The sequence below is a fragment of the Streptomyces capparidis genome (genome assembly GCF_054782095.1).
This window is the reverse complement of record NZ_BAAGTD010000037.1, coordinates 26,134-52,490: the sequence shown is the minus strand read 5'-3', so window position 1 is coordinate 52,490 and position 26,357 is coordinate 26,134. Positions and strand designations below refer to the sequence as shown.

Sequence of the window (26,357 nt, the reverse complement as noted above, 5' to 3'; positions counted from 1 at the left end):
CAGTGAACCGCATCACGTACGCGAGGGAGCAGCGCAGTGCCGGGAGAGAACCTGACCATCGACGAGGCCGCGGAGCGGGCCCGCCTGATCTCCGTGGAGAGCTACCACGTGGCCCTGGACCTGCGGTCCGCCCTGGCGAGCGCCCCGGACGGCGGGACGGGCACGTTCCGCTCGGTGACCACGCTGCGCTTCCGCTGCGCCGAGCCCGGCGCGAGCACCTTCGCGGACCTGCTGGCCCCGGCCGTGCACACCGTCACCCTCAACGGGCGCGCCCTGGACCCGGCCGAGGTGTTCGACGGCACCCGGATCGCCCTGGACGCCCTGGCCGAGGTCAACGAGCTGACCGTGGACGCGTCGTGCGCCTACAGCCGCACCGGCGAGGGCCTGCACCGCTTCGTGGACCCGGTGGACGGCGAGACGTACCTGTACACGCAGTTCGAGCCCGCCGACTCGCGCCGGGTGTTCGCCAACTTCGAGCAGCCCGACCTCAAGGCGCCCTTCACCTTCGAGGTGACCGCGCCCGCGCACTGGACGGTGCTGAGCAACTCCCCGGCCGAGGCGGGGCCCGAGCCCGTCGGGGACTCCGCGGCGACATGGCGGTTCGCGCCGACGCTGCCGATCTCCACCTACATCACCGCGGTGGTCGCCGGCCCCTACCACCACGAGCGGGACGAGTACACGCGGCGGCTCGCCGACGGCCGGACGCTGCGGATCCCGCTGGGCGCGCTGTGCCGGGCGTCGCTGGCCGAGCACTTCGACGCGGACGACATCTTCACCGTCACCAAGCAGGGCCTGGACTTCTTCCACGAGCACTTCGACTACCCGTACCCGTTCCGCAAGTACGACCAGGCGTTCGTGCCGGAGTACAACCTCGGCGCGATGGAGAACCCCGGCTGCGTGACCTTCCGGGAGGAGTTCGTCTTCCGCGGCAAGGTCACGCAGGCGTCGTACGAGGGCCGGGCCAATGTGATCCTGCACGAGATGGCGCACATGTGGTTCGGCGACCTGGTGACCATGCGCTGGTGGGACGACCTGTGGCTGAAGGAGTCGTTCGCCGACTTCATGGGCGCGTTCGCGCTGGTGGAGGCCACCCGGTTCACCGACGGCTGGGTCACCTTCGCCAACCGGCGCAAGTTCTGGGCCTACCGGCAGGACCAGTTGCCCACCACGCACCCGATCACCGCGGACATCCGGGACCTCCAGGACGCCAAGCTCAACTTCGACGGCATCACCTACGCCAAGGGCGCCTCCGTGCTCAAGCAACTGGTCGCCTATGTGGGGCGCGAGGCGTTCCTGGAGGGCGCGCGCCGCTACTTCAAGCGGCACGAGTACGGCAACACCACCCTCCAGGACCTGCTCGCGGTGCTCGAGGAGACCTCGGGGCGCGACATGGCCGCGTGGTCCGGGGCCTGGTTGCAGACGGCCGGGGTCAACGTGCTCACGCCCCGCGCCACCTACGACGACTCCGGCGCGCTCGCCGCGCTCACCGTCCACCAGGAGGCCGCGCCCGGCGGCACCCTGCGCCCGCACCGCGTGGCCGTCGGCCTGTACCGGCGCGGCGAGGACGGCCGGATCACCCGGTACGCGCACACCGAGACGGACGTGACCGGCGCCGAGACCGCCGTCCCCGAGCTGGCCGGGTCCGCGCGCCCCGACCTGGTCATGGTCAACGACGAGGACCTCACCTACTGCAAGGTCCGCTTCGACGACGACTCCCTGGCGGTGCTGCGCGAGGGCCTCGGCGACATCGCCGACCCCATGGCCCGCGCCCTGGCCTGGTCCGCGATGTGGAACCTCACCCGCGACGCGCTGCTGCCCGCCCGGGAGTACGTGGAGCTGGTGCTGCGGTTCGCCGGGCGGGAGAGCGACATCGGGGTGCTCCAGTCGCTGCACCAGCAGGCGCGGCACGCCGTGGTGCACTACGTCGCCCCCGGGTGGCGCCAGGAGGGCCTGCGCCGGCTCGCGGAGGGCGCCGAGCGCGAGCTGAAGGCCGCCGAGCCCGGCAGCGGGCACCAGTTGGCGTGGGCCCGCTTCCTCGCCTCGGTGGCCTCGGGCGAGGAGCAGTTGGCGCTGCTGCGGGCGCTGCTGGACGGCTCCGTCGAGCTGGACGGCCTGGTGGTGGACCAGGAGCTGCGCTGGGCGTTCCTCGAACCGCTGGCCGCGGCCGGGGCGGCCGACGCCGACGCGCTCGCCGCCGAGCTGCGGCGGGACAACACCGCCTCGGGCGAGCGCCACCGCGCGCGCTGTCTGGCCGCGCGGCCGTCCGCCGAGGTCAAGGAGCAGGTGTGGCAGGACGTGGTGGAGTCCGCCCACCTGCCGAACGCGCTGGTGGAGGCGGCGATCGCCGGGTTCGGCCGGCCGGAGCGGCGGGAGCTGCTCCAGCCGTACGTCGAGCGGTACTTCTCGGTGATCGAGCGGGTGTGGCGTACCCGCAGCATCGAGATCGCCATGCGGATCGTCTCCGGCCTGTTCCCGTCGCTGTGCTCCACCCCGCGGACGCTGGCGCGCGCGGACGCCTGGCTGGAGACCGCGCCGGACGTCCCGGCGCTGCGGCGGCTGGTCCTGGAGGCCCGCGACGACCTGGCCCGGGCGCTGCGGGCGCAGGAGCGGGACGGGCGTTAGCCGGCGGGCGGCGGCGGGCCCCCGCCCGGCGCGGGTCCCGCCGCCGTGTACGGCTTTCTCAACGGGCCTGTAACAACCGCACCGCCCCGCCCCGGCCCCGGCAAGGCTGCCCCCATGGCACACGACACTTCCACCCCGGCCCACGGAGTCGTGACGGAACGCCAGCTCAGGGAGCGCGGCGTCACGGCCACGCTCATCGCCGAGAGCTGCCGCCCCGGCGGCCCCTGGCGGCAGTTGCTGCCCAAGGTGTACCTGCTCCACCCGGAGCCCCCCACCGACGAGCAGCGGCTGCGGGCCGCCCTGCTGTACGCGGGCGCCCGCACCCACCGCGCCCCGGCGCACCGCGCGGCCGTCCTCACCGGGTTCGCCGCGCTCGCCCTGTACGGGTTCCCCGGCGCGCCGGGGCTGGGCGAGGTGGACACCGTCGATCTGCTGGTCCCGCACCAGCGCAGGCTGCGCGACGCCGGGTTCGTGCGGATCCGGCGCAGCCACGCCGTGCCCGCGCCCGTCCGCGTGGGCGAGCTGCCGTGCGCCCCGGCCGCCCGCGCCCTGGCCGACGCCGTGGAGACGCTGGGCGACCCGGGCCTGGTCCGCGAGCTGCTGGTGCAGGCGGTGCCCGCGGGCCCGGCGCCCACCGCGTCCGTCGTCGCGGAGCTGGACGCCTCCGGGCTGCTGGCCAGGGCGGACGTGGCCGCGGCGGTGGACGCGGCGCTGGCCAGGGGGCGGTCCTGCGCCGAGGACCTGGCGTTCGAGCTGGTGCGGGCCTACGGGCTGCCCGACCCGGTGTGGAACGTCTCGCTGCACCTGCCGGACGGCCGGTTCCTCGCCGCCGTGGACGCGTACTGGCCCGCCCACGGCGTGGTGTTGGACATCGACGTGCGGGCGCCCGGGTTCGGCGACGAGGACTGGGCGGAGGAGGCCGCCCGCCGCGCGGTGCTGGAGCAGTTGGGGATCACGGTGGTGTACCTGACGCCGGAGAAGCTGCGCGACACCCCGGAGACCCAGGTCTCGGTGCTGCTGGCGGCGCTGCGGGCCGGGGCGGTGGCCGCCGTGCCCGGGGACGGGCTGCCGCCGGTGACCGCGCTGCCCCGGTGAGCGGGCCGGCCCGCCGCGGCGCGGTCAGGCGGTGCGCAGCAGCAGCTCCGTGTTCCGGTCCCGCGGCGTGCCGGCCTTCTCCGGCTGGGAGCCGGGCGAGTTGTAGGCCAACTCGCGGTACAGCGAGGCCAGCGAGGTCTGCGACAGGTCGTCGTAGGCGGTGCGGACGGGGGCCGCGGAGTCCAGCAGAGTGGTGAACAGCGACAGCGTCCCGTCCCCGTTGTCGGCCAGCTCGATCATCCGGGCCTGCTGCGGGGTGTCCACGTGGGAGGCGGTGGTGATCTCCCAGAAGGCGCGGGCGGGCTCGCGGTGGCCATGGGCGCGGATCTTGTTCTTGTGGCTGTGGCCGTTGATCCAGGCGACCACGTTGGGGTGCCGGTGCAGCAGCTCCACCAGCTCCTCGCCGCCGTGCCGCCGCTCGTGCGGGCGGGCCGGGTCGGGGCGGGTGTTGCGCATGGTCCTGCTGGTGTGGTGGCTGAAGACCAGCACCCGGGCGTCGCGGTGCCGCCGCAGTTGCTGCTCCAGCCAGCGCACCTGCCCGGTGCCGAGCGAGCCCTCGTAGTGCCCGCCCCGGTTGGTGCTGTCCAGGCTGATCCCGAGCACGCCGTCGGCCACCGGGAAGGTGTAGTACATCCGCTCGCCGTCCAGGTTGTCCTCGGTGTAGCCGTGGCCGGCGGGCCCGGCGCCGGCGAACCGCGGGTCCAGGTGCGCCGCCAGGTACTGGGCGGGCGTGAACGGGGCGCGCCGCGGGTCGGGGGTGACGGGGCGCATCCGGCGGGCGTGGGTGCGCAGGTAGTCGGCGAACAGGTCGGCGGCCCCGGTGGGGTCGGCCTCGATGGCGTCCCACAGGCGCACGCCCTCGGCGCGGGAGAGCGTCTGGAGCTTGCGCGAGCCGACGGCGTAGTCGTGGAAGACGCCCTCGCCGCGGAAGCAGCCGCCGGGCAGGTCGTCGTGGTTGCCGACGGTGGAGTACCACGGCATCCGCAGGCCGGGGCTGGTGACGGGGCCGACCGCCGCCTTCAGGAAGCCGGGCAGGGTGGGGAAGCCCAGCTTCTTGTCGTTGTCGCGCAGGCTGCTCTCGGGGTGCCAGTACAGCGGGTCGCCGGAGTCCTGCACGCCCTCGTAGACACCGCGCGCGCCGGTGTCGGGCACCGCGCGGCCGCCGCTCATGACGGTCAGGAACCACTCCAGCTCGGCCGCGCAGTTGTTGTCGGTGTTGTCGCCCGTGGTCATCACGAACCGCACCGGCTGGCCGGTGTGCGGGCCGCCGCCGAGGCCGTTGACGCGCTCCACCAGCGCGGCGGCGCCCGCGACCGTCAGCGCCTCGTGCGGGCGCCAGGCGCTGGCGGTGCGGTCGCGCATGAACTCGTACCGCAGCGGGTGCTGCACGTCGATGATGTGCAGGTCGGTGAACTGAACGAAGCACGCCAGCGCGGTGCGGCGGTCGGTGCGGCGCGGGTCGGCGCCGGCCAGGTCGGTGCGCACCACCAGCGGCCAGCCGGGCGCGGCCACCAGCCTGCGGTAGCCGGTGCCCGGCGGCAGCGCGGCGACGGAGCGCAGGGTGGTGCCCGCGGTGGAGGGGCGGGCGGCGGCGTAGGCGGTGCCCGCGGCGCCGCGGGCGGACGGCGTCCCGGTCGCGCTCGCGGCGCTCCCGCCCCCGGCGAGCAGGCCCGCGGTGGCCGCGCCGCCGCCCACGACCGCGGCGGTGGCTGTCGCCACGGTGAGGAAGCGGCGCCTGTCGATCGGGGTGGAGCTGGTCTGTGCAGGCATGGGTGCCCCCGGGGCGTTGGCTCGCGGCCGTCGGTGTCGGTGGTGCGTCGACTCACCGGGAGCATGCGCAGCGGGGGTGACCCGGGGTTGAACGGCTCCGTACGGCAGGGCGCCGAACCGGAGTCGGTGAATGGTGCCGCCCCGCACCTTTTGTCACCCGTTCGCCGAACGGCAACGCTGCGGCGCCGCGGCGGTAACCGGAGCGGTTCCGGCCCCCGCGGGCACCCGGCGCGGGCCGCCCGCCCGCCGCCCGGACGCCCCGCCGGCGCCGGACACGGGAGATCACCGGGTGGCCCGGGCCGGGCCGTGGAAGTATGGGCGCGAAGTCACCCATAAGGAGTTGCCGACCGTGCCAGGCACGAATCTGACCCGTGAAGAGGCGCAGGAGCGCGCCCGACTGCTGCGCGTGGACAGCTACGCGATCGACCTCGACCTGAGCGGCGCCCAGGAGGGCGGCACCTTCCCCTCCACCACCGTGGTCCGGTTCCGGTCCGCCGAGACCGGCGCCACCGCCTTCATCGACCTGGTGGCGCCCGCCGTCCGCGAGGTGGTGCTCAACGGGAAGGCGCTGGACCCGGCCGAGGTGTTCAAGGACAGCCGGATCACGCTGCCCGACCTGGCCGAGGACAACGAGCTGAAGGTCGTCGCCACCTGCGCGTACACCAACACCGGCGAGGGCCTGCACCGCTTCGTCGACCCGGTGGACCAGCAGGCCTACCTGTACACGCAGTTCGAGGTGCCCGACGCCCGCCGGGTCTTCGCCTGCTTCGAGCAGCCCGACCTGAAGGCCACCTTCCGGTTCACCGTGAAGGCCCCCGAGGGCTGGACGGTGGTGTCGAACTCGCCCACCCCGGAGCCCGAGGACGGCGTGTGGCGGTTCGACCCGACCCCGCGCCTGTCCACCTATGTGACCGCGCTGATCGCCGGCCCCTACACCTCGGTGCACAGCGAGTACCGCCGCGGCGACCAGGTGGTGCCGCTGGGCATCTACTGCCGCCCGTCGCTGGCCGGGTACCTGGACGCCGACGCGATCTTCGAGGTGACCCGGCAGGGCTTCGACTGGTTCCAGGAGAAGTTCGACCTGCCGTACCCGTTCGCCAAGTACGACCAGCTCTTCGTGCCGGAGTTCAACGCGGGCGCCATGGAGAACGCGGGCGCGGTCACCATCCGCGACCAGTACGTCTTCCGCTCCAAGGTGACCGACGCCGCCTACGAGACCCGCGCCGAGACCATCCTCCACGAGCTGGCCCACATGTGGTTCGGCGACCTGGTGACCATGGAGTGGTGGAACGACCTGTGGCTGAACGAGTCGTTCGCCACCTACACCTCCATCGCCTGCCAGGCGCACGCCCCCGGCAGCCGCTGGCCGCACGCCTGGACCACCTTCGCCAACTCCATGAAGACCTGGGCGTACCGGCAGGACCAGCTCCCGTCCACCCACCCGATCATGGCCGAGATCCGGGACCTGGACGACGTGCTGGTCAACTTCGACGGCATCACGTACGCCAAGGGCGCCTCGGTGCTCAAGCAGTTGGTCGCCTACGTGGGCATGGACGAGTTCTTCCGCGGCGTGCAGGCCTATTTCCGGCGGCACGCCTACGCCAACACCCGCCTGAGCGACCTGCTGGAGGCGCTGGAGGAGACCTCGGGCCGGGACCTGTCGGCGTGGTCCAAGGCGTGGCTGGAGACCGCGGGCATCAATGTGCTGCGCCCGCGGATCGAGACCGGCGAGGACGGGCGGATCACCGCGTTCGACATCGTCCAGGAGGCGCCGCCGCTGCCCGCGGGCGCCAAGGGCACCCCGACGCTGCGCCCGCACCGCATCGCCGTCGGCGCGTACGAGCTGCGCGACGGCGCGCTGGTGCGCACCGAGCGGATCGAGCTCGACGTGGACGGCGAGTCCACGCCGGTGCCCGCCCTGCTCGGGAAGCGGCGCCCGGACGTGGTGCTGCTCAACGACGACGACCTGACGTACGCCAAGGTCCGCCTGGACGCCGACTCCCTCGCCGTGGTCACCGAGCACCTCGCGGACTTCACCGAGTCCCTGCCGCGCGCCCTGTGCTGGGCCTCGGCCTGGGACATGACCCGCGACGGCGAGCTGGCCACCCGCGACTACCTGGAGCTGGTGCTCGGCGGCATCGGCCGGGAGTCCGACATCGGCGTCGTCCAGTCGCTCCAGCGCCAGGCCAAGCTCGCCCTCGACCTGTACGCCGCGCCGGAGTGGCGCGAGCAGGGCCTGGCCCGCTGGACCGAGGCAGCGCTGGAGCAGTTGCGCGCCGCCCGGCCCGGCAGCGACCACCAGTTGGCCTGGACCCGCGCGTTCGCCGCCGCGGCCCGCACCGACGCCCAGCTCGACCTGCTCGCCGGGCTGCTGGACGGCAGCGAGACCGTCGAGGGCCTGGTCGTGGACGACGAGCTGCGCTGGGCCCTGCTGGGCCGGCTGGCCGCCACCGGCAGGGCGGGCGAGGCCGAGATCGAGGCGGAGCTGAACCGCGACCGCACCTCGGCCGGCGAGCGCCACGCCATGAGCTGCCGCGCCGCCCGCCCCACGCCCGAGGCCAAGGCCGAGGTGTGGGCGCAGGTCGTCGAGGGCGACGGGCTGCCGAACGCGATGCAGGAGGCCGCGATCGCGGGCTTCGTGCAGACCGACCAGCGGGAGCTGCTCGCGCCGTACACGGCGAAGTACTTCCAGGCCGTGCAGGGCGTGTGGGACTCGCGCAGCCACGAGATGGCGCAGCAGATCGTGGTCGGCCTGTACCCGGCGGTCCACGTGTCGCAGGAGACGCTGGACGCCACGGACGAGTGGCTGGCGGCGGTGCGCCCGGCCCCGGCGCTGCGGCGCCTGGTGGTGGAGTCCAAGGACGGGGTGGCGCGCGCGCTGCGGGCGCAGGCCGCGGACCGGGCCGCGGGGGCCTGAGGTCACGGCGCGGGGTCCGGCCGAGCCGGGCCCCGCGGACGCGGAAAGGCGGCGGGCCGCGCAGCGCGGTCCGCCGTCCGGCCGCCCCCCCGGGGGGGGCGGTGTCGCGGCCGGGCGGGGCCCGGCCGTCCCCGCGGGCGGCCCGTGCGGGCCGCCCGTCAGGTCACTGCTCCTGCTTGCCCTTGCCCATGCCCGGGAGCATCACCAGGCCGGCGATCACCAGGAACGCCAGCACCGGCAGGCCCACGAACAGGCCGAGGGTCTCGGCGACGCTCAGCCCGGAGCCCGGTTCGTCCCCGTCGTCGGGCGTCAGGGCGAAGGCGGGGGACGACGTCAGCAGCATCAGCACCGTGCCGGCGGTGACGGCGCCGGCGCGCAGGGCGTTCTTGTTGTCCACCCCACCAACGTAGCGAACGCCGCGCGGCACCCGACGCCCGGGTCCCCCGTGTGCCCGCGGGCTTCACCCGGCCGCGCCGTCCCGGGGCGGCTCCTGCGGGGGCGGCGGGTACCCGTGCGGCGCGTCCCGGCGCAGGGTCGCGACCAGGCGGCGCAGCCGGGGCGAGGCCGCGAGCTCCTCCAGGGTGAGGGGGCGGCCGGAGGCGTCGGCGAGCGGCAACCGCCAGTTGGGGTACTCGTCCCAGGTGCCGGGGACGTTCTGCGGTCTGCGGTCGCCCACCGTGTCGGGCAGCCACACCCCGACCAGCTTCGCCGGGGTGTGCAGCAGGAACCGGTGCACCGCGGCGACGACCTCCTCCTCCCAGCGCTCCGCCTCCCAGTGGGTGAAGTCCTCCGGCAGCAGGCCGAGCCCGGACAGCTCGGTGAGCCACCGCGTCACCTCGCGGGCGTCGTCGGCCCGCTCCGCCTCCAGCGGGCGGGCCAGCAGGCCCAGGCCGTGGCGCAGCTCGACGTGCTCGCCGGTCAGCCGGGCCGCGGTGCTGGGCAGGTCGTGGGTGGTGGCGGTGGCCAGGCAGTCGGCGCGCCAAGCCGAAGGCGGCAGCGGCGCGCCCCCGCCCGCCCAGTCCCGTTCGAACCACAGCACCGAGGTGCCCAGCACGCCGCGCTCGCCGAGCCGTTCGCGCACCCCGTCCTCGACCGTGCCCAGGTCCTCCCCTATGACCGCCGCCCCGGCCCGGTGCGCCTCCAGGGCGAGCACGCCCAGCATCGCCTCCGCGTCGTAGCGGACGTAGGCGCCCTCGGTCGGCGGGCGGCCCTCGGGCACCCACCACAGCCGGAACAGGCCCATGACGTGGTCCATGCGCAGCGCGCCCGCGTGGCGCAGCAGCCCGCGCAGCAGCCCCCGGTAGGGGGCGTAGGCGGTGGCGGCCAGCGCGTCGGGGCGCCAGGGCGGCAGGCCCCAGTCCTGGCCGCGGGCGTTGAACGCGTCCGGGGGCGCGCCCACGGACATGCCGCTCGCCAGCACCTCCTGGAGCGCCCAGGCGTCCGAGCCGTCGGGGTGGGCGCCGACGGCCAGGTCGTGCACGATGCCGACGGGCATGCCCGCCTGCCCGGCGGCGCGCTGGGCGGCGGCGAGCTGGGTGTCGGTGAGCCAGGCCAGCCGGCAGTGGAAGTCCACCCGGTCGGCGAGCTCGCCGCGCAGCCTGGCCACGGCCGGGCTGCGGGGGTGGCGGTGGGCGGCGGGCCAGGTGCGCCAGTTCGGGCCGTGCAGCTCGGCGAGGACGCACCAGGTGGCGTGGTCGTCCAGGGCCTGGCCCTGCTCGGCGAGGAAGTCGTGGTAGGCGGCGGCGCGGCCGGGGGACAGCGGCACCCGGTGGACGAGCTCCAGCGCCTCGCGCTTGAGCGCCCACACCGCGTCCCGGTCGATGAGGGCGCCCTCGCGCAGCACCGCGTCGCGCAGTCGGGCGGCGCGCTCGGCGAGGTCCTGGGCGCGCCGCCGGTCCGCGGGGTCGAGGAAGGCGTACTCGGGCACGTCCTCGATCCGCAGGTAGACCGGGTCGGGGAAGCGGCGGGAGGACGGGCGGTAGGGGGACGGGTCGGACGGCGGGGCGGCCAGCGCCGCGTGCAGCGGGTTGATCTGCACGAACCCCGCGCCGAGCGAGCGGCCGGACCAGGCGGCCAGGTCGGCGAGGTCGCCGAGGTCGCCCATGCCCCAGGAGCGGGAGGACAGCACGGAGTACAACTGGGCGAGGAACCCCCAGCTCCGGCGGGGGACGGCGGGGGCCCGCGGCGGGACGACGATCAGGGGCGCGCTCGCCTCGGCGCGGCCGGCCCGCGCCCGCAGGGTGTGCCGGCCCAGGGGCAGGGCGCCGCCCGGGTCGAGCTCGCCGCCGTCCTCCGCCTCCACCCGCAGGCGCGCGCCCCGGGGCAGCCGCAGCCGCAGCGGCTCCCCGGCGCGCACCACGGCGCACACCGGCAGCAGCCGCTCGGCCTGTTGTCTCTCGTACCGTTCGAGTGCCTCCGCCACCGCCTCCGGGGTGCTCGCGTCCACCCCGAGCGCGGCCAGCACCGCGACGACGGTCTCCTCGGGTACCCGGACGACTTCTCCGGGCGAGGGCTCGTACGTGACGTCCACACCGTGCCGTGCCGCGAGCGCCGCCAGATCACCCATGGCTCACCAGCATGCCGGACGGCGGGCGTGCCAGGGAGAAGCCGCCTCCAACTGCGCCGCGAGCGCCAGCAGCGGCCCCTCCCCGCCGTACCTGCCCGCCAGCATCATGCCGACGGGCAGGCCGTCGGCCGTCCAGCACAGCGGCAGGGAGATCGCGGGGTGCCCGGTGATGTTCCACACCGCGGTGAACGGGGTGAACCTCACCTGCCCGGAGAAGTCCGCGGACGGGTCGGCGTCGTCGCGCAGGGCGCCCACCGGCGCGGGCAGCCTGGCCAGGGTCGGGGTGAGCACCGCGTCGTAGGGCTCCACCGCCTCGGCGACACGCCGCCCCACGGCCTGGAGCCGCAGCAGCGCCCGCGCGTACCCCGGCCCGTCCACCGACCGGCCCTTGGCGCGCAGCCACCGGCTGAGCGGCATCAGCTCGCCCTCGCGCTCCTCGGGGACCTCCGCGAGCGCGGCCATCACCGACCACACCGGCGAGAACGCCCTGCGCTCGCCCGGCCGCATCGGCTGGGGCACCTCCACCACCTCGTGGCCGAGCTCGGCGAGCAGCGCGGACGTCTCCTCGTACGCCTTGCGCACCTCGGGGTCGAGCACCGCCTCGGGGGTGTCGGGCTCGGCGCACCTGGCGATGCGCAGCTTCCCGGGGTCCCGCTCCGTCCAGCGCAGGAACGAGGTGGACGGCAGGGGCAGCGGGAACGGGTCGCCGGGCACCGGCCGCGCCATGACGTCGAGCAGCGCGGCCGTGTCCCGCACGGTGCGGGCCAGCGGGCCGTGGGTGACCAGGCCGTTGACGTCGCCGCCGGGCGCGGGGCTGACCCGGCCCCGGGTCGGCTTGAGCCCGACCACGCCGCAGCAGCTCGCCGGGATCCGGATGGACCCGCCGCCGTCGCTGCCGTGCGCGGCGGGCGCGAGCCCCGCGGCCACGGCCGCGGCCGCGCCGCCGCTCGACCCGCCCGCGCCGCGCGCCGGGTCCCAGGGGGTGCGGGCGGGGGGCCCGACCCGGGACTCGGTGTAGGCGGGCAGCCCGAACTCGGGGGTGCTGGTCTTGCCGAGCAGCGTCGTCCCGGCCTCGCGCAGCAGCGTGACCACGGCGGCGTCCTCGTCCGCGACCCGGTCGGCGAACACCGCGGACCCCATGGTGAAGCGCACGCCCGCGACCGGGGTGAGGTCCTTCACCGGCAGCGGCACGCCCAGCAGCGGCGGCGGCTCCTCCGGCGCGGACGCCAGCAGTCGCTCCGCCCGCCGCGCGTCCGCCAGCGCCCGCTCCGGCGTCACGGTCGTGTAGGCCCCCACCTCCCCGTCGAGCCGCTCGATCCGCGTCAGGTAGTGCTCGGCCAGCTCGACGGGCGACAGCTCGCCCGCCCTGACCGCCGCGGCCTGCTCCAGCATGGTCAGCTCGTGGGGTTCCGGCATGCGGCCAGCCTAGGCCGCGCCACCGGTGCGGGGCAGTGCGCCCGCGCGGGCGCCGTCCGCGTCCGGGTGACGGCACAACGGGGCAATTCCCCGAGCGTGTTGACAGCGCGTCCCCCCGGTGGTGGGCTCGCCCCCGTCAAGTCCGCGACAGGAGAACTCCACGAGAACATCCGGAGGCCGTGTTGCATCACCGGCGGTCCCGTGCCCTGGTGGCGGGCGCGGCGGCGCTGGCCGTCGCCGTCATCGGCGGCGTCACCGGCGCTCCCCCGGCCGCCGCGGCGCCGGCGAGCCCCTCCCCCGCGACCGCCGCGACCGCCCCGGGGGCCTCGGCCCCGGCGCCGGCCCTGTACCCGCGTCCGCAGTCGATCCGGGAGCGCGGCCCCGCCGTCGCCGTCACCCCGTCCGTGGCGCTCCTCGCCGGCCCCGAGGTGGACGACGCCGGCCTCGACACGCTGCGCACGGCGCTGCGCTCGGCGGGCGCCCGCGAGGTCACCACCCTCACGGACTCCCGCGCGCCCCTGCCCGCCACGGGCCTGCTGGTGTACGCGGGCGGCCCCGGGGCCCGGCGGGTCCTGGCCGCGCTGGACGCGCCCGGCACCGCGCGCCTGCCCGCGGGCGGCTATGTCCTGGCCGCGGGCCGCGCCGCGGTGGACGGCCGGGACCGCGAGGTCGTCGCCCTGGCCGGCGCCGACTCCGACGGCGCCTTCCACGCCGCCCAGACCCTGCGCCGGCTCGCCGGGGACGGCGCCGTCCCCGGCGTCGCCGTACGCGACTGGCCGGTGGCGCCCGTGCGCGGCGTCGTGGAGGGCTTCTACGGGGAGCCGTGGACGCACCGGCAGCGGCTGGCCATGCTCGACTTCCTCGGCAGCACCAAGCAGAACCGCTATCTGTACGCGCCCGGCGCCGACCCCTACCGGCAGGTGCGCTGGCGCGAGCCGTACCCGAAGGCGCGGGCCGCCGAGCTGCGCGCCCTGGCCGACCGGGCCCGCCGCAACCACGTCACCCTCGCCTGGGCGGTCTCCCCCGGCCAGTCGTTCTGCTTCTCCTCCCGGGACGACCTGCGCGCCCTGATCGCGAAGCTGGACGCGATGTGGTCGCTGGGCGTGCGCGCCTACCAGCTCCAGTTCCAGGACGTGTCCTACGAGGAGTGGCACTGCGGCGCCGACCGGGACGCCCACGGGACCGGCCCGAAGGCCGCCGCCCGCGCCCAGGCCGACCTCGCCAACGCGGTCGCCGCCTGGCTGACCGGGAAGGACCGCGGCGCGGCCGCCCCGCTGTCCGTGCTGCCCACCGAGTTCTACCAGGACGGCAGCACCGAGTACCGGACGGCGCTCGCCGACGCCCTGGACGGCGACGTGCAGGTGGCGTGGAGCGGGGTGGGCGTGGTGCCGCGCACCATCACCGGCGCGGAGCTGGCCGCGGCCCGCGACGCGTTCACCCACCCGCTGGTGACGATGGACAACTACCCGGTCAACGACTACGCCGAGGACCGGGTCTTCCTCGGCCCCTACACCGGCCGCTCCCCCGCGGTGGCCGCCGCCTCCGCCCAGTTGCTGGCGAACGCCATGCGGCAGCCGGCCGCGTCCAGGATCGCCCTGTTCACCGTGGCCGACTTCGCCTGGAACCCGCGCGCGTACCGGCCGGCCCAGTCCTGGGACGCGGCGCTGCGGGACCTGGCCGGAGGCGACGTGCGCGCCGAGGGCGCCCTGCGGGCCCTGGCCGCGAACAGCTCCTCCTCCCCGCTGGACGGGCGGGAGTCCGCCCGCCTCGCCGAGCTGATCGACGGCTTCTGGACCGCCCACGAGCGGACCGGCGCCGCGGGGGCCGCCCCGCTGCGCGCCGCGTTCGACGGCATGGCCGAGGCACCCGGGCACCTGGCCCGCCTGCCCCTGGCCGGCGAGCTGCGCCCCTGGACCGACCAGCTCGGCCGGTACGGGGAGGCGGGCCGGGCGGCCGTGGACATGCTCACGGCGCAGCGGCGCGGCGACGGCGAGCGGGCGTGGCGGGAGCAGTTGCGGGTGCTGCGGCTGCGGGAGGAGCTCGCCGGGGGCGGCGCCGCGGTGGGCGAGGGCGTCCTCGACCCGTTCCTCGACCGGGCGCTCGCCGCGGCGGACGACTGGACGGGCGTCGGCGGCGGGGCGTCCACGGGCCGCGGGGCCCCGCGGGACGCGGGCGCGGCCTCGGGCGGCCGGGCGGCGGACGGCGACGCGGCGACGTCCCGCCGGGCGCCGCGGGACGGCCTGACGGTGCGGCTCGACGGGGCGGCGCGGCAGGGCGGGGCGGCGCGGCCGCTGGACCGGCTCACCGTGCTCGCGGACCCGGCCGCCGGCTCCGGCGCCGCGGTGCGGGCGCACGTGCCCGGCGAGGGCTGGCGCCCGCTGGGCCGCCTGGGGAGCGGGGGCTGGACGGAGCTGTCCGCGCGCGGCGTGCGGGCGGACCGGGTCCGGGTCGTCCCGTCCCCCGGCTCGCCCGCCCCGGTCGTCCACGAGGTGGTCCCCTGGTACGCGGACACCCCGGCCGCGGAGGTGTCCCTGGAGCGGCGCGAGGTGGACGTGGCGGCCGGCTCCCGCGCCACCGTCCCCGTGCGGGTGACGGCCACCCGCCCCGGCACGGCCGTGGCGGACCTGGCCGCGCCGGCGCCCGAGGGCCTGGAGGTCACCGCCCCCGCCCCCGCCACCCTGCGCCGGGGCGCGACCGTGACCACCCCGCTGACGGTGACGGTCCCGCGGTCGGCCGCCCCCGGAGCGCACACGGTCCCCGTGCGCCTGACCGTGGACGGCGAGGTGATCACCGAGCGGCTCACCGTGCGCACCCACCCCGCGACGGCGGGCCCCGACCTGGCCAGGACCGCGCGGGCCGCCTCGTCGGGCGACGAGACCCCGGACTTCCCGGCCGCCGCGGCCGTCGACGGCGACCCGGCCACCCGCTGGTCGTCGCCCGCGCGGGACGGCGCGTGGCTGCGGCTGGAGCTGCGCGAGCCGGCGCGCGTGGGCCGGCTCGTGCTGCGCTGGCAGGACGCGTACGCCAGGTCGTACCGCGTCCAGACGTCCGCCGACGGCCGCGCCTGGCGCACGGCGGCGGCGGTGCGGGACGGCCGGGGCGGCGCGGAGACCGTCCACCTGGACGCCCCGGGCACCCGCTTCGTCCGGGTGCAGGGTGTGAAACGGGCCACGCGGTACGGGTATTCGCTGTACGCCGTGGAGGTCTACGCGGTGGCGGAGTGACGGCCCGCCGCGCGGCGGGCCGTCCGGGTGCGGCGCGCGCACGACGAAGGAGCCCGTCGGCGCGCGCGCCCACAGGCTCCCTGTCTCCGTCCGGTCGCCGTCCCCCGGTTCCGGGCCGGGGAACACGAAGGCCCGGATCTAGGCGGATATGCCGTCGATCCGGGCCAAGGCATGCTCGGCGCCATACGGTTGGAGGTATGGCATCCAGCGCGGGTCCTTGTGGCCCGTGCCGATGATGCGCCAGGCCAGTCCGGTGGGCGGCGCTGGTTGGTGGCGCATGCGCCACCCGAGCTCCGCGACGTGCCGGTCCGCCTTGACGTGGTTGCAGCGGCGGCACGCGGCCACCACGTTGTCCCACGAGTGCTTGCCGCCCCTGCTGCGCGGCACCACGTGGTCGACGCTGGTTGCGACGCCGCCGCAGTACACGCACCTGCCGCCGTCCCGGGCGAACAGCGCCCTGCGGGTGAGCGGAACGGGGCCACGAAAAGGGACCCGCACGAAGCGGGTCAGCCGGACGACGCTGGGCGCCGGTACGGCGCAGGTCGCGCTGTGCATCAGGACGCCGGATTCCTCGAGGCACACGGCCTTCTTGTTGAGGACGAGAACGAGCGCGCGGCGCGTCGGGATGACGCCCAGTGGCTCGTACGACGCGTTGAGGACAAGAACATGCGGCACGGGTGCCTCCCTGTTACGCCGGCGGCGCGTGGCTCGCGCCGGGACGATCTCCTCCAGTGTGTCCTTCCTCCTGGTGATGACGCCACCATGACCAGGTAACGGATCTGAAGTGTTTTGGGCCACACCCCTTGGATCCCCACAGAACGACCGCGAGATGCCCGCACTCCGCCCGGTTACTGTGGTGAGCGGTCGAGCGGGCTGCCCGCCGGTCCAGGGCCCCGCTCCCCCCACGCCGTGCTCGAGGGGCTCGTGAACGTAAGGAGGAATGGTGTTCTGGTCCGCCCAGACCACGGTTCTCACCGCCGCGCCCACCCCCACCCCCACGCCCACGCCCACGCCGTCGGACCAGATGCCCAACCTGGACGACGCGCACACGTCCGTGACGAACGCGGCCGACTGGGTGGACGAGAACTGGCAGAACTGGCTGGCGGCCGGGCTGCGGATCCTGCTGATCCTGGTCACGGCGCTGGTCCTGCGCGTGGTCGTGCGGCGCATGATCACCAGGCTGATCGCCCGGATGGCCCGCGGCTCGGCGTCCGGCACCGGCCGGGCGCTGGACGGGCTGCTGGTCGTCGCCGAGCGGCGCCGCCAGCGGTCGGAGGCCATCGGCTCGGTGCTGCGCAGCGTCGCGTCGTTCGTGATCCTGGGCACAGCCGCGCTGACCATCCTGTCCGTGCTGAAGATCAACCTCGCTCCGCTGCTGGCCAGCGCCGGTGTGGCGGGCGTGGCCATCGGCTTCGGCGCGCGCAACCTGGTCACCGACTTCCTCTCCGGCGTCTTCATGATCCTGGAGGACCAGTACGGCGTGGGCGACGTGATCGACGCGGGCGTGGCCACCGGCACCGTCATCGAGGTCGGGCTGCGCGTGACCAAGCTGCGCGGCGACGACGGCGAGATCTGGTACGTGCGCAACGGCGAGGTCAAGCGGATCGGCAACATGAGCCAGGGCTGGGCCACCGCGTTCGTGGACGTCCAGGTGGGCTACCACGAGGACCTGGACCGCGTGCGCAAGGTGATCAACACCGCCGCCGAGCGGATGAGCGCGCAGGAGCCCTGGAACGAGGTCCTGTGGGAGCCCGTGCAGGTGCTGGGCCTGGAGGAGGTGACCGGCGACATGATGGTCGTGCGGGTCCAGGCCAAGACGATGCCGGGCAAGGCCCTGGCGGCCGCCCGCGAGCTGCGGTGGCGCATCAAGCGGGCGTTCGACGAGGAGGGCATCCGCATCGTGGGCACGGCGGTGGTCCCGGCCGGGCAGCCGGAGCCCGCCCCCGACCCGTCCGCCGCGGTCGCCCCGCCGTCGGCCCTGGCCAACCCGGCCTCGCCCCAGGCCATGGCGGCGTCGCCGCTCCCGGGCGCGCAGTCCGCGGACGCGCCGGGGGCGCGCGGCCCGCGCGGGGAAGGTCTCTCCAAGTAACCGGTTCACCCGAACGGGCCTGACCGTTCCCTCGTTCGGGCGAGTCCCCCGCCGTTTTCCCGGCACCGCCCGCCGCCACCCGCCGCGCCCCCGGGAAGTTGCCGCCGCACCCCGGTCAACCCGCCACCGGGCCAGTACGGTTGGTCCACAAGACGACGCGACCCGCGGAGGCGAGTGTGGATCCGATCTCGGTGGCGGTACTGGCGGCTCTGGCCGGGGGAGCCGGCGGGGAGTTCGGGCGCCAGACATGGGCCGGCCTGACCGCGCTGATCCGCCGCCCGTTCCGGCGCGGCGAGGACACCGACCCCGCGGCGCCCACCGGCGAGGACGAGCTCGCCGCGCTGGCCCAGGCCCCGGACGACTCCTCCCGCGCCGCGGCCCTGCACGACGCCCTCCGGGCCCGCGCCGCCGCCGACCCCGAGTTCGGGCAGGCGCTCCGGGAGTGGTGGGCGCAGGCGCAGCAGGCGGCGCCCACCGGCCGCGGGGACGTCCACAACGTCGTGCGGGACACCACCGTGAACGGCCCCATGATCCAGGGCCAGGACTTCGGCAGCCTGACCTTCAACCTCGGCACCCCGCCGCCCCCGCCGCAGCCCTGAGCCGCGCGTGGAGGGGGAGGGCACCCGCAACGAACTGGGCGGCGGGGGAGAGTTCAACGCACCGGTGATCCTGGCGGGGAGCATCGGGCGGGTGGAGTTCGCGGGGGCGGGGGCGGGTGGGGCCGCCGACGGCGGGCAGGGCGAGGACGTGTGGGTCCGGCTCGTGCGCGACCACCACGTCTGGCGGTTGACCCGCGACCCGGGGGACGCCTTCCGCGGCCAGGCGCTGACCGCCGCGCGCCGCCTGGCCTGGTTGCGGGACGCCGCCGTGGGCGAGCTGCGGCGGGGGGAGGACCCCTGGCTCGACGCCACCCTCGCCGCCCGGATGCTCCACCACACCTCGACCCTGCTCAGGCGGCGGCCCGCCGACGCGCCCGCCGAAGCGTTCTGCCCGGCCGAGGCGGTGCTGCTCAGCCTGGCGCCGCTGCTGTACCAGGTCTGCTGGAACGACGCGGCGGCGCGCCTGGCCGCGCTGGTCGGGCCCGCCGCGCCGGGCCCCGCCGCGGGTCCCGCGGGCCCGGAGCGCCGCGCGTTCGAGCACTTCGCCCAGCGCCATCCCCGACTGCTCAGGGCTGCGCAGCTCGACCTGCCCGGCCGGCCCGACGCCGGGAAGCAGATCGGGTGGTGGCTGTTCCACCAGTGGCTGGCCGGGCTGAAGGACGTCCGCAGACCGGCCGCGCTGCGCGCCGTGGCCGACCGGGTGGCCGGGGACGACCTGCCCCTGGTGCGCCGCGTCCTCACCGGCACACCCGTCACCGAACTGCTGTACGGACTGCGGCTGGACCCGGTCACCCTGTGCCGCAGCGACCGGCCGAGCGCGGTGGGGGCCACCGTGCCGCTGTTCGGCGGCTTCGCCGACGCCCAGGAGCGGCAGACCGTCCGGGCCCGCCTCGTCGGCCTGCTGCTCGCCGTCGCCAGGATGCAGGCGGTGGAGATCCCCGACCTGCCGGACACCGTGGTGCAGCACCTGGGCATCCCCAACTCGGTCGACCTGGCCCTGCTGCGCGGCACGGTCGAGCACGCCGCCTGGGACGAGCACGCGGCCGGGCAGGTTCTGCGCGCGGACTGCCATCACGAGGCGGTGCTCAAGGCGCTGCGCGAGCACGCCGGGCGGGTGGACGCGCTGCTCCACGCGGTCCTGCGGGAGACGGCGCACGACACCACCCTGAAGGCCCTGGAGCACCTGCCGCCCCGCGCCTCCGCCGACTCGGTGCGGGCGGCCGAGGTGGACGGGCGCCCGGTCTTCGACGGCGAGGGCCACCGCTTCCGGCTGGACGAGCAGCGGGTGCAGGAGCTGCTCATGGGCGAGCAGCTCTACCAGAACCGGGCGCTGGCCGTCCGCGAGCTGTACCAGAACGCGCTGGACGCCTGCCGCTACCGCCGGGCGCGCCACGAGTACCTGGAGCGCACGAGCGGGTTCGGGTCCGCCTGGCGGGGCAGGATCCGCTTCGTCCAGGGCACCGACGAGCACGGGCGCCACTACCTGGAGTGCGCCGACAACGGCGTGGGCATGGGCGAGGAGGAGCTGACCGGCGTCTTCTCGCAGGCGGGCGCGCGCTTCCCCGAGCTGACCGAGTTCCTGGACGGGAAGGCGGACTGGGACGCGCTGGACCCGCCGGTGAGGCTGCACCCGAACAGCCGGTTCGGCATCGGCGTGCTCAGCTACTTCATGCTGGCCGACGAGATAGAGGTCACCACCTGCCGCATGGGCCGGCGCGGCAGACCGGGACCGCTGTTCCGGGTGGCGATCGTGGGGCCGGGCCACCTGTTCCGCATCCAGCGGCTGCGGGAGGAGGGCGAGCCGGGCACCCGGGTGCGGCTGTACCTGCGGGACGGGGACCGGGCGCCGTCGTGCCTGCGGGAGCTGGACCGGCTGCTGGGCATCGCCGAGTTCCGCACCGAGGTGGAGCACGACGGGCGGGGCGCCCCGCAGGTGTGGCTGCCGGGCAGGCCCCGGCCGAGGGAGCGCCCGCCGTGGGAGGAGGAGGGCCTGTCGGCGGCCGGGGCGATGGTGCCGTGCGCCGACAGCCGGGTGGTCTGGTGCGAGCGGGGCGGCGCGCTGCTCGTGGACGGGCTGCTGGTGAGCGGCGCGCCGGGCAACGCGGGACTCAGCGGCCCCGGTGACCGGGGCGTGCTGCGGGGAGCCTTGATCGACCTGGCGCAGTCGGAGCGGCCGCCCCGGCTCTCGGTGGACCGCACCGTCGTCCTGGACGACGTCTCGGAGGACGTCGAGGCCCTGGTGACGGCCGCCGCCGAGGAGCTGGTGGCCGATCAGCCCCGCGCCCTGCCCACCTTCGGCTGGCTCGCCCAGGTCACCACCGACAGCCCGCGCCTGGCGGACATCGTCACCCGCGCGGCCACCGCCTCGGGCCTGCGCCTGCCGCTGAACGGGCGCGAGTACGACATGGCGGTCGCCGGGTTCATGGAGCTGGACGCGGAACTCGGCGCCGTGGACAAGCCGGAGGCCGGCGAGCAGGCGGTGAGCACGCGTTACGGCAGGCTCCGGGGCCTGGCGGAGCACCTGCTGCTGTGGCGGGTGCTGGCCAATCCGGGCTGCGCGGAATTCGCCCTGCTCGCGGAGGTGGTGCCGGAGCTCGGTGACACCCGGGCGGTGCTTCCCGCCCTGCCGACGGACATCGCTCTCCTGGACGCCCTCCTGGACGAGCAGCGGCAGATCCCCTCGGCGGTCGTCGGCGTGGCGATGGCCACCGGGTACCCGCCGCGCGCGGTGGCCCTGCGCGCCCGCCGCCTGGGGGTCGCCGGCGTCGTCCCCGAGCGTTTCCCGGCGCAGCGGCCCGTCAGCGCGGTCGACCTGGCGCTGCTCGGGACGGACACCCCGGAGCTGCTGCCCCACCTGCTGCACGTGCACCTGCGGCTCGGCGTCGGCCTGAACGAGGCGGCGCGCCGCCTGCGGTACTACGGCCTTCAGGCGCCGGTGGCGGACACGCTGCCGGAGCGCCCCGACGACACCGACCTGAAGCTGCTCAGCAGGAACCTGCTGGGCAGGGAGTCCTGGTACGACGGGAAGGAGGCCGTCCCGCCGGGGCACGTGTCGGCCGCCGCGGCGGCGCTCGGGCTGTCCACCGGCGACGTCCTGCGGCGCCTGGCCGTGTACGGCCTGCACTGCCCGTCCCCGGCGCTGCCCGACCCCGCCGACACGGTGGGGCTGCGCCTGGTCAGCGTCAACCTGGACGGCAGGCCGCCGTGGCTGCTCCCGCTCGCCCCGGTCCCCCCGGCACACCTGGTCCTGGCCTCCCGGGAGCTGTCCATCACGCTGGGCGACGCGGCGGCCCGCCTCACCGCGTACGGGTTCCCGCTCCCCCCGGTGCTGCCCGCCGAGGCGGACGAGGACGACCTCGCGCTGCTCAGCAGGGACCACGACGGCGTCCCGCCCTGGCTCAGCCCGCTCGACGCGCTGTTCCCGCACCGCGTCCTCGCGGCGGCCGAGGCCCTGGGCACCACGCCCGGGCGCGTGACGGAGCGCCTGCGGGCCTACGGGCTCGCGGTCGTCACCCTGCCGGCCGCCCGGCTCACGCCGGACGCCGTGGAGGAGCTCGGGCACCTCCTGCCCGCCTGGGCGCACGGGACCGGCATCGAGGAGCCGATGGACCTGGTGGAGCTGCTCATCGCGGCGGAGCGCACCGGACTGCCGCCGGCCGAGCTCGCCGGGCGGCTGGCCGCACTTGGCCTGGACGTGCCCGAGGTCAGGTTGCCCGACGGCCTCCCGGTCGAGGAGTGCCTGACCCTGCTCAGCCTGGACCTGGACGCCAAGCGGCCCTGGCTCGACTCCGCCGCACCCGTCCCCCTGCACCACGTCCTCGCCGTCGCCCGCCACCGCCGCCTCCCCCTGGAGGACGCCGCCGCCCTGCTGCGCACCCTCGGCCTCACCGTCCCCCACCTCCCCACCGCCATCCGCGCCGCCCTCGCCCGCGTCCCCCTGACCGAACCGTCCTGACCTGCCGCAACGGCTTGACACCCGCTCCCGCGCGACGGTTCCTTTACATTCCCTGGCGTTCCTGACGACACCGCCCCGGCCGGGAGGAGGCCCCCGCCCATGCCCACCACCCCCGGCACCCCCCGCCTCCTGCGCGCCATCAACGACCGGGCCGCGCTCGACCTGCTGCTCGAGCACGGCCCCCTGTCCCGCACCCGCCTCGGCGCCCTCACCGGGCTGTCCAAGCCCACCGCGTCCCAGTTGCTCAGCCGGCTGGAGGCGGCCGGGCTGGTCGTGCCCACCGGGACCAGCGCCGGACGGCCGGGACCCGGCGCCCAGTTGTACGAGGTGAACCCCGACGCCGCGCACGTCGCCGGGCTCGACGTCACCCCGGCCCGCATCCGGGCCGCCGTCGCCGACATCACCGGGCGCACCGTCGGCTCCTTCCGGCTGCCCACCCCGGGCCGCAGGGCGCGGGGCGCGGTGGAGCGGGTGCGCCGGGCCCTGGACGGGGCGCTGGCCGACGCGGGGCTCGGCCGGGAGCGGCTGCACCGGGTGGTCATCGGCACGCCCGGCGCGTTCGACCCCGGCACGGGGCGTCTGCGGTACGCGCCCCACCTGCCGGGCTGGCACTCCCCCGGGCTGCTGGACGAGCTGGGGGCCGCGCTCGGCGTGCCGTTCGAGGTGGACAACGACGTCAACCTGGCCGCGGTGGCGGAGCAGCGGCTCGGCCGGGCCCGGACGTGCCGGGACTTCGTGCTGCTGTGGGGGGACGAGGGGATCGGCGCGGCCGTGGTCATCGGGGGCAGGCTGCACCGGGGCGCCACCGGGGGCGCGGGCGAGGTGGCGTTCCTGCCGCTGCCCGGCACCCCGCTGGTGCGCGGCGTGGGCCGGGCCAACGAGGGCGGGTTCCAGGCGCTCGCGGGCGGCCCGGCGGTGCTGGCCCTGGCCAGGGAGCACGGGATCGCGGCGCGGGACGCGCGGCAGGCGGTCGCGGGGCTGCCGGCGGCGGGCGGTGCCGGGGAGGCGGTGCTGCGCGGGTTCGCGCAGCGGCTCGCCGTGGGGCTCGCCGCGGTCGTCGCCGTGGTGGACCCGGAGCTGATCGTGCTCGGCGGCGGGCTGATCACGGCGGGCGGTGAGCCGCTGCGCCGGCTGGTGCAGGCCGAGCTCGCGCAGTTGACCGTGCCGCGGCCGAAGCTGGTGCTGACCGGCGTCACCGAGCACCCGGTGGTGTGCGGCGCCCTCCAGAGCGCGCTGCTGACCACCCGCGACGAGGTCTTCGACACCAGGGCCGCGGCGGGCGCCGGCTCCTGACCGGCGCGCCGCGCCCCGGCGGCGCGCGACCCGCGCGTCCGGCCCGCCCGCGCGCGGGGCAAACGGTCGGAGCCCCGGATTCACACGGATGGTCGAATAGGGAGCTCGGGGCGGAACCGCGGGCGGGTGTCGCGCGTGGAAAGGGCAGAGGGACGGGTCCGTCCTCGGCGGGGCCGGGCGGTGAGGGGGAGCGCCGCCGCCGGGCCCGCCGCGGGCGGGCTACGCAAGATCGTGGAATCAGCGTGTGGATGTCGGTGCCTGCGGCCATACTGCTGCCGCGGGTACGGCACCCGGGGGGAGGGGTCAGTGGCTGCGACGCAGGCAGGCGGTGGGGGCTCCACGGGCGTGCTCGCCGCGCCGCCGGCACCCGGCGGCGAGCCCGCCGCGGCGCCGCCGCGGCGCCCGGCGTACCGCGAGTCGTGGGACCGGCTGCGGGACGCCACGACGACCGAGCCCGGCCGGCTGCGCCTGATCGGCGCGGGGATCATCGCGCTGGTGCTCGTCTTCGGCGCGCTGACGGCCTGGCAGGTGACCTCCCGCCAGGACTCCGCGCGCGCCGTGCTGGACGACAGCCAGCCGCTGAGCGTCAAGGCGGCCGAGATCTACCGGCACCTGGCGGACGCCGACGCCACCGCGGCCGGCGGGTTCCTGGCGGGCGGCCAGGAGCCGAAGGAGTCGCGCGAGCGCTACAACGAGGACATAAGGATCGCCTCCACCCTGCTCGCCGAGGCCGCGGCCGACGCCCCCTCGGGCGGCGCCGAGCAGCGGCAGATAGCACTGCTCAACCGCGAACTGCCGGTGTACACCGGGCTGGTGGAGTCCGCTCGGGCCAACAACCGGCAGGGGCTGCCGCTGGGCGGCGCCTATCTGCGGTACGCCTCGGAGAAGATGCGCACGACGCTGCTGCCGGCCGCCGAGCGGCTGTACCAGGCGCAGACCGACCAGTTGGAGTCGGACTACGCCGACGCCGAGGAGTTCCCGTGGGCGTCGATCGCGCTGGGCGCGGTGGCGCTCGGCGGCCTGGTGTGGGCGCAGCGGCGGCTGTACCGGCGCACCAACCGGGTGTTCAACGTGGGGCTGCTCGCCGCCTCGGCGGGCACGGCCGCGCTGCTGCTGTGGCTGGTGGCGGGGCACTCGGTGGCCCGCTGGCAGTTCGACCGCAGCGACGACCAGGGCGCCAGGTCGGTGCGTGTGCTCAGCGAGGCCAGGATCTCGGCCCTGAAGGCGCGCGGCGACGAGAACCTGACGCTGGTGGCGCGCGGCTCCGGGGCGGCCTACGAGGAGGCGTTCCGGAAGGAGACGCGCCGGCTGAGCGGCGACGACCTGCGCGGCGACACCCTGCTCGAGGTCGCCTGGCGGCTCGCCGACGACTCGCGGGGCCGCGAGGCCGTGGAGGACGCCCGGCGGAGCATGGACCGGTGGACGGACCGGCACGCCGCGGCGCGGGCCAGTGACGACGAGGGCGACTACGACAAGGCCCTGGAGATGGTCATCGGCGTCCCGGGCGGCGAGGGGTGGCAGACCGGCGCCACCACGGGCGCGGCCTTCGACTCCATGGACCGCAGCCTGTCGCGGGCGGTCGAGCACGAACTGGCGGAGTTCAGGCAGGCGGCGGACGCGGGACGCGACGCGTTCACGGGCCTGGCCGCCGGAGCGGCCACGCTCGCGGTGCTGGCGGCGCTCGGCACCGTCCTCGGCATCGGGCGACGGCTGTCGGAGTACCGGTGAACGGCGCGGCGGGGGCGCCGGCGGACGGCCGTGCGGGGCGGCCGGAGGGGGGCGGCGGGGTGCCAACGAGGAGGGACCGGCTGATGAGTGGAAACGCGCCCGGGCCCGGCCGCGGGCGGGTGCCGCGCGGCTGGGGCGGCGTGGCGGCCATGGTGTGCGCGTGCGCGCTGGCGCTGGCCGCCGCCGCGTCGCTGCTGCTGACCGGGGACGGCGGCCGGGGCGCTCCGGCGGGCGGTACCGGGCAGCCGGCAGCGGCCGCGCGGGCCGCGGCGGACGACTGCGACCCCAGGGCGAGCCTGCGCCCGTCGACCGCCTCGGGGCCCGCCGTGGAGCGGATAAGGAAGCGCGGCAAGCTGCTGGTGGGCGTCAGCCAGACCAGCTACCAGCTCAGCCACCGCGACCCGGCCACCGGCCGGATCGTCGGCTTCGAGATCGACCTGGCCCGGGCCGTGGCCAGGGACATACTCGGCGACGAGGACCTGATCGTCTTCAAGAGCATGTCCGCCGACCAGCGCATTCCGCAGATACAGGACCGCAAGGTGGACATGGTGATCCGCAGCACGACGATCACCTGCGAGAGGCTGGCCCAGGTCGCCTTCTCCACGGTCTACTTCGAGTCCGGGCTGCGGCTGCTGGTGCCGAAGAACTCCCCCGTCACGGAGTTCGAGGAGTCGCAGGTGAAGGGGAGGACGGTGTGCGCGAACCGCGGATCGACCGCCCTGGAGGAGCTGCGCCGGGACGCGCGCGGCGCGGACGTGACCGTCGTGAACAACCAACTGGACTGCCTGGTGCGGCTCCAGCTCGGCGAGGTGGACGCCATACTGACCGACGCCGCGCTCGGGGCGGGGGACGCCGCGCAGGACCCCCAGATACACATGGTGGGCACCATGCCGTCCGACAAGCCCTACGGCGTGGCCATGCACCAGGCCGACACCGACCTGGTGCGGCGGGTCAACCACGTGCTCGAGCAGTACCGTTCCGGCGGCCGGGAGAGCGCCTGGATGCGGTCGTTCGGCACATGGCTGGCGAAGGTGATGGACCCGCCGGCCGCCCCGCCGCCGGCGAGGTACCGGGACTGAGCCG

Annotated in this window: 15 protein-coding genes; 10 read left to right on the top strand and 5 right to left on the bottom strand. The window is 76.1% G+C overall.

From position 1 onward, the window contains the following. The first annotated feature begins 36 nt into the window (after positions 1-36). Positions 37-2,622 carry an aminopeptidase N gene (gene pepN, locus ACYVO2_RS26070; protein ID WP_461010433.1) on the top strand — a complete coding sequence of 862 codons (2,586 nt, stop codon included), beginning with the start codon at positions 37-39 and terminating at the stop codon, positions 2,620-2,622. 114 nt (positions 2,623-2,736) lie between these two features. Beyond that, positions 2,737-3,717 (top strand): hypothetical protein, encoded by a 981-nt coding sequence (locus ACYVO2_RS26065; RefSeq protein ID WP_461010432.1) that lies wholly within the window; start codon positions 2,737-2,739, stop codon positions 3,715-3,717. Between the two features lie 24 nt (positions 3,718-3,741). On the opposite strand, the gene ACYVO2_RS26060 is transcribed toward ACYVO2_RS26065, so the two are convergent. Beyond that, positions 3,742-5,487 (bottom strand): TIGR03767 family metallophosphoesterase, encoded by a 1,746-nt coding sequence (locus ACYVO2_RS26060; RefSeq protein WP_461010431.1) that lies wholly within the window; start codon positions 5,485-5,487, stop codon positions 3,742-3,744. A gap of 349 nt (positions 5,488-5,836) precedes the next feature. Between ACYVO2_RS26060 and pepN (ACYVO2_RS26055) the strand changes: the two genes are divergently transcribed. Continuing rightward, positions 5,837-8,404 (top strand): aminopeptidase N, encoded by a 2,568-nt coding sequence (pepN, locus tag ACYVO2_RS26055; RefSeq protein ID WP_461010430.1) that lies wholly within the window; start codon positions 5,837-5,839, stop codon positions 8,402-8,404. 163 nt (positions 8,405-8,567) lie between these two features. Here pepN (ACYVO2_RS26055) and ACYVO2_RS26050 read toward each other — a convergent pair whose 3' ends face one another. From ACYVO2_RS26050 to ACYVO2_RS26040, 3 genes are all read right to left on the bottom strand, one after another. Beyond that, positions 8,568-8,801 carry a hypothetical protein gene (locus ACYVO2_RS26050; RefSeq protein WP_461010429.1) on the bottom strand — a complete coding sequence of 78 codons (234 nt, stop codon included), beginning with the start codon at positions 8,799-8,801 and terminating at the stop codon, positions 8,568-8,570. A gap of 63 nt (positions 8,802-8,864) precedes the next feature. Beyond that, the gene (gene malQ, locus ACYVO2_RS26045) at positions 8,865-10,970 is read right to left on the bottom strand and encodes a 4-alpha-glucanotransferase (protein ID WP_461010428.1); all 2,106 of its coding nucleotides are present in this window, start codon (positions 10,968-10,970) and stop codon (positions 8,865-8,867) included. Positions 10,971-10,973: 3 nt separating this feature from the next. Continuing rightward, positions 10,974-12,386 carry an amidase gene (locus tag ACYVO2_RS26040; protein ID WP_461010427.1) on the bottom strand — a complete coding sequence of 471 codons (1,413 nt, stop codon included), beginning with the start codon at positions 12,384-12,386 and terminating at the stop codon, positions 10,974-10,976. 179 nt (positions 12,387-12,565) lie between these two features. On the opposite strand from ACYVO2_RS26040, the gene ACYVO2_RS26035 reads away from it, so the two are divergent. Further along, the gene (locus tag ACYVO2_RS26035) at positions 12,566-15,610 is read left to right on the top strand and encodes a beta-N-acetylglucosaminidase domain-containing protein (RefSeq protein ID WP_461010426.1); all 3,045 of its coding nucleotides are present in this window, start codon (positions 12,566-12,568) and stop codon (positions 15,608-15,610) included. Positions 15,611-15,748: 138 nt separating this feature from the next. Here ACYVO2_RS26035 and ACYVO2_RS26030 read toward each other — a convergent pair whose 3' ends face one another. Next, complete coding sequence (locus ACYVO2_RS26030) at positions 15,749-16,285, bottom strand: HNH endonuclease (RefSeq protein WP_461010425.1); 537 nt, start codon at positions 16,283-16,285, stop codon at positions 15,749-15,751. Positions 16,286-16,550: 265 nt separating this feature from the next. Between ACYVO2_RS26030 and ACYVO2_RS26025 the strand changes: the two genes are divergently transcribed. From ACYVO2_RS26025 to ACYVO2_RS26000, 6 genes are all read left to right on the top strand, one after another. Continuing rightward, positions 16,551-17,699 (top strand): mechanosensitive ion channel family protein, encoded by a 1,149-nt coding sequence (locus ACYVO2_RS26025; protein WP_461010424.1) that lies wholly within the window; start codon positions 16,551-16,553, stop codon positions 17,697-17,699. A 176-nt stretch (positions 17,700-17,875) separates the two neighbouring features. Further along, a complete protein-coding gene (locus tag ACYVO2_RS26020) occupies positions 17,876-18,298 on the top strand; it encodes a hypothetical protein (RefSeq protein ID WP_461010423.1) in 423 nt (140 codons plus the stop codon). A 7-nt stretch (positions 18,299-18,305) separates the two neighbouring features. Beyond that, a complete protein-coding gene (locus tag ACYVO2_RS26015) occupies positions 18,306-22,253 on the top strand; it encodes a wHTH domain-containing protein (protein ID WP_461010422.1) in 3,948 nt (1,315 codons plus the stop codon). 99 nt (positions 22,254-22,352) lie between these two features. Continuing rightward, the gene (locus tag ACYVO2_RS26010) at positions 22,353-23,546 is read left to right on the top strand and encodes an ROK family transcriptional regulator (RefSeq protein ID WP_461010421.1); all 1,194 of its coding nucleotides are present in this window, start codon (positions 22,353-22,355) and stop codon (positions 23,544-23,546) included. 306 nt (positions 23,547-23,852) lie between these two features. Next, positions 23,853-25,274, top strand: coding sequence for a hypothetical protein (locus tag ACYVO2_RS26005; protein ID WP_461010420.1), 1,422 nt, complete (start codon positions 23,853-23,855; stop codon positions 25,272-25,274). A gap of 83 nt (positions 25,275-25,357) precedes the next feature. Next, positions 25,358-26,353 (top strand): glutamate ABC transporter substrate-binding protein, encoded by a 996-nt coding sequence (locus ACYVO2_RS26000; RefSeq protein WP_461010419.1) that lies wholly within the window; start codon positions 25,358-25,360, stop codon positions 26,351-26,353. Positions 26,354-26,357: the final 4 nt, after the last annotated feature.

Coding starts and splice junctions, on each gene's coding strand:
- ACYVO2_RS26065 (WP_461010432.1), top strand. CDS start 2,737: ATGGCACACGACACTTCCACCCCGGCCCACGGAGTCGTGACGGAACGC.
- ACYVO2_RS26060 (WP_461010431.1), bottom strand. CDS start 5,487: ATGCCTGCACAGACCAGCTCCACCCCGATCGACAGGCGCCGCTTCCTC.
- malQ (WP_461010428.1), bottom strand. CDS start 10,970: ATGGGTGATCTGGCGGCGCTCGCGGCACGGCACGGTGTGGACGTCACG.
- ACYVO2_RS26040 (WP_461010427.1), bottom strand. CDS start 12,386: ATGCCGGAACCCCACGAGCTGACCATGCTGGAGCAGGCCGCGGCGGTC.
- ACYVO2_RS26025 (WP_461010424.1), top strand. CDS start 16,551: ATGGTGTTCTGGTCCGCCCAGACCACGGTTCTCACCGCCGCGCCCACC.
- ACYVO2_RS26010 (WP_461010421.1), top strand. CDS start 22,353: ATGCCCACCACCCCCGGCACCCCCCGCCTCCTGCGCGCCATCAACGAC.
- ACYVO2_RS26000 (WP_461010419.1), top strand. CDS start 25,358: ATGAGTGGAAACGCGCCCGGGCCCGGCCGCGGGCGGGTGCCGCGCGGC.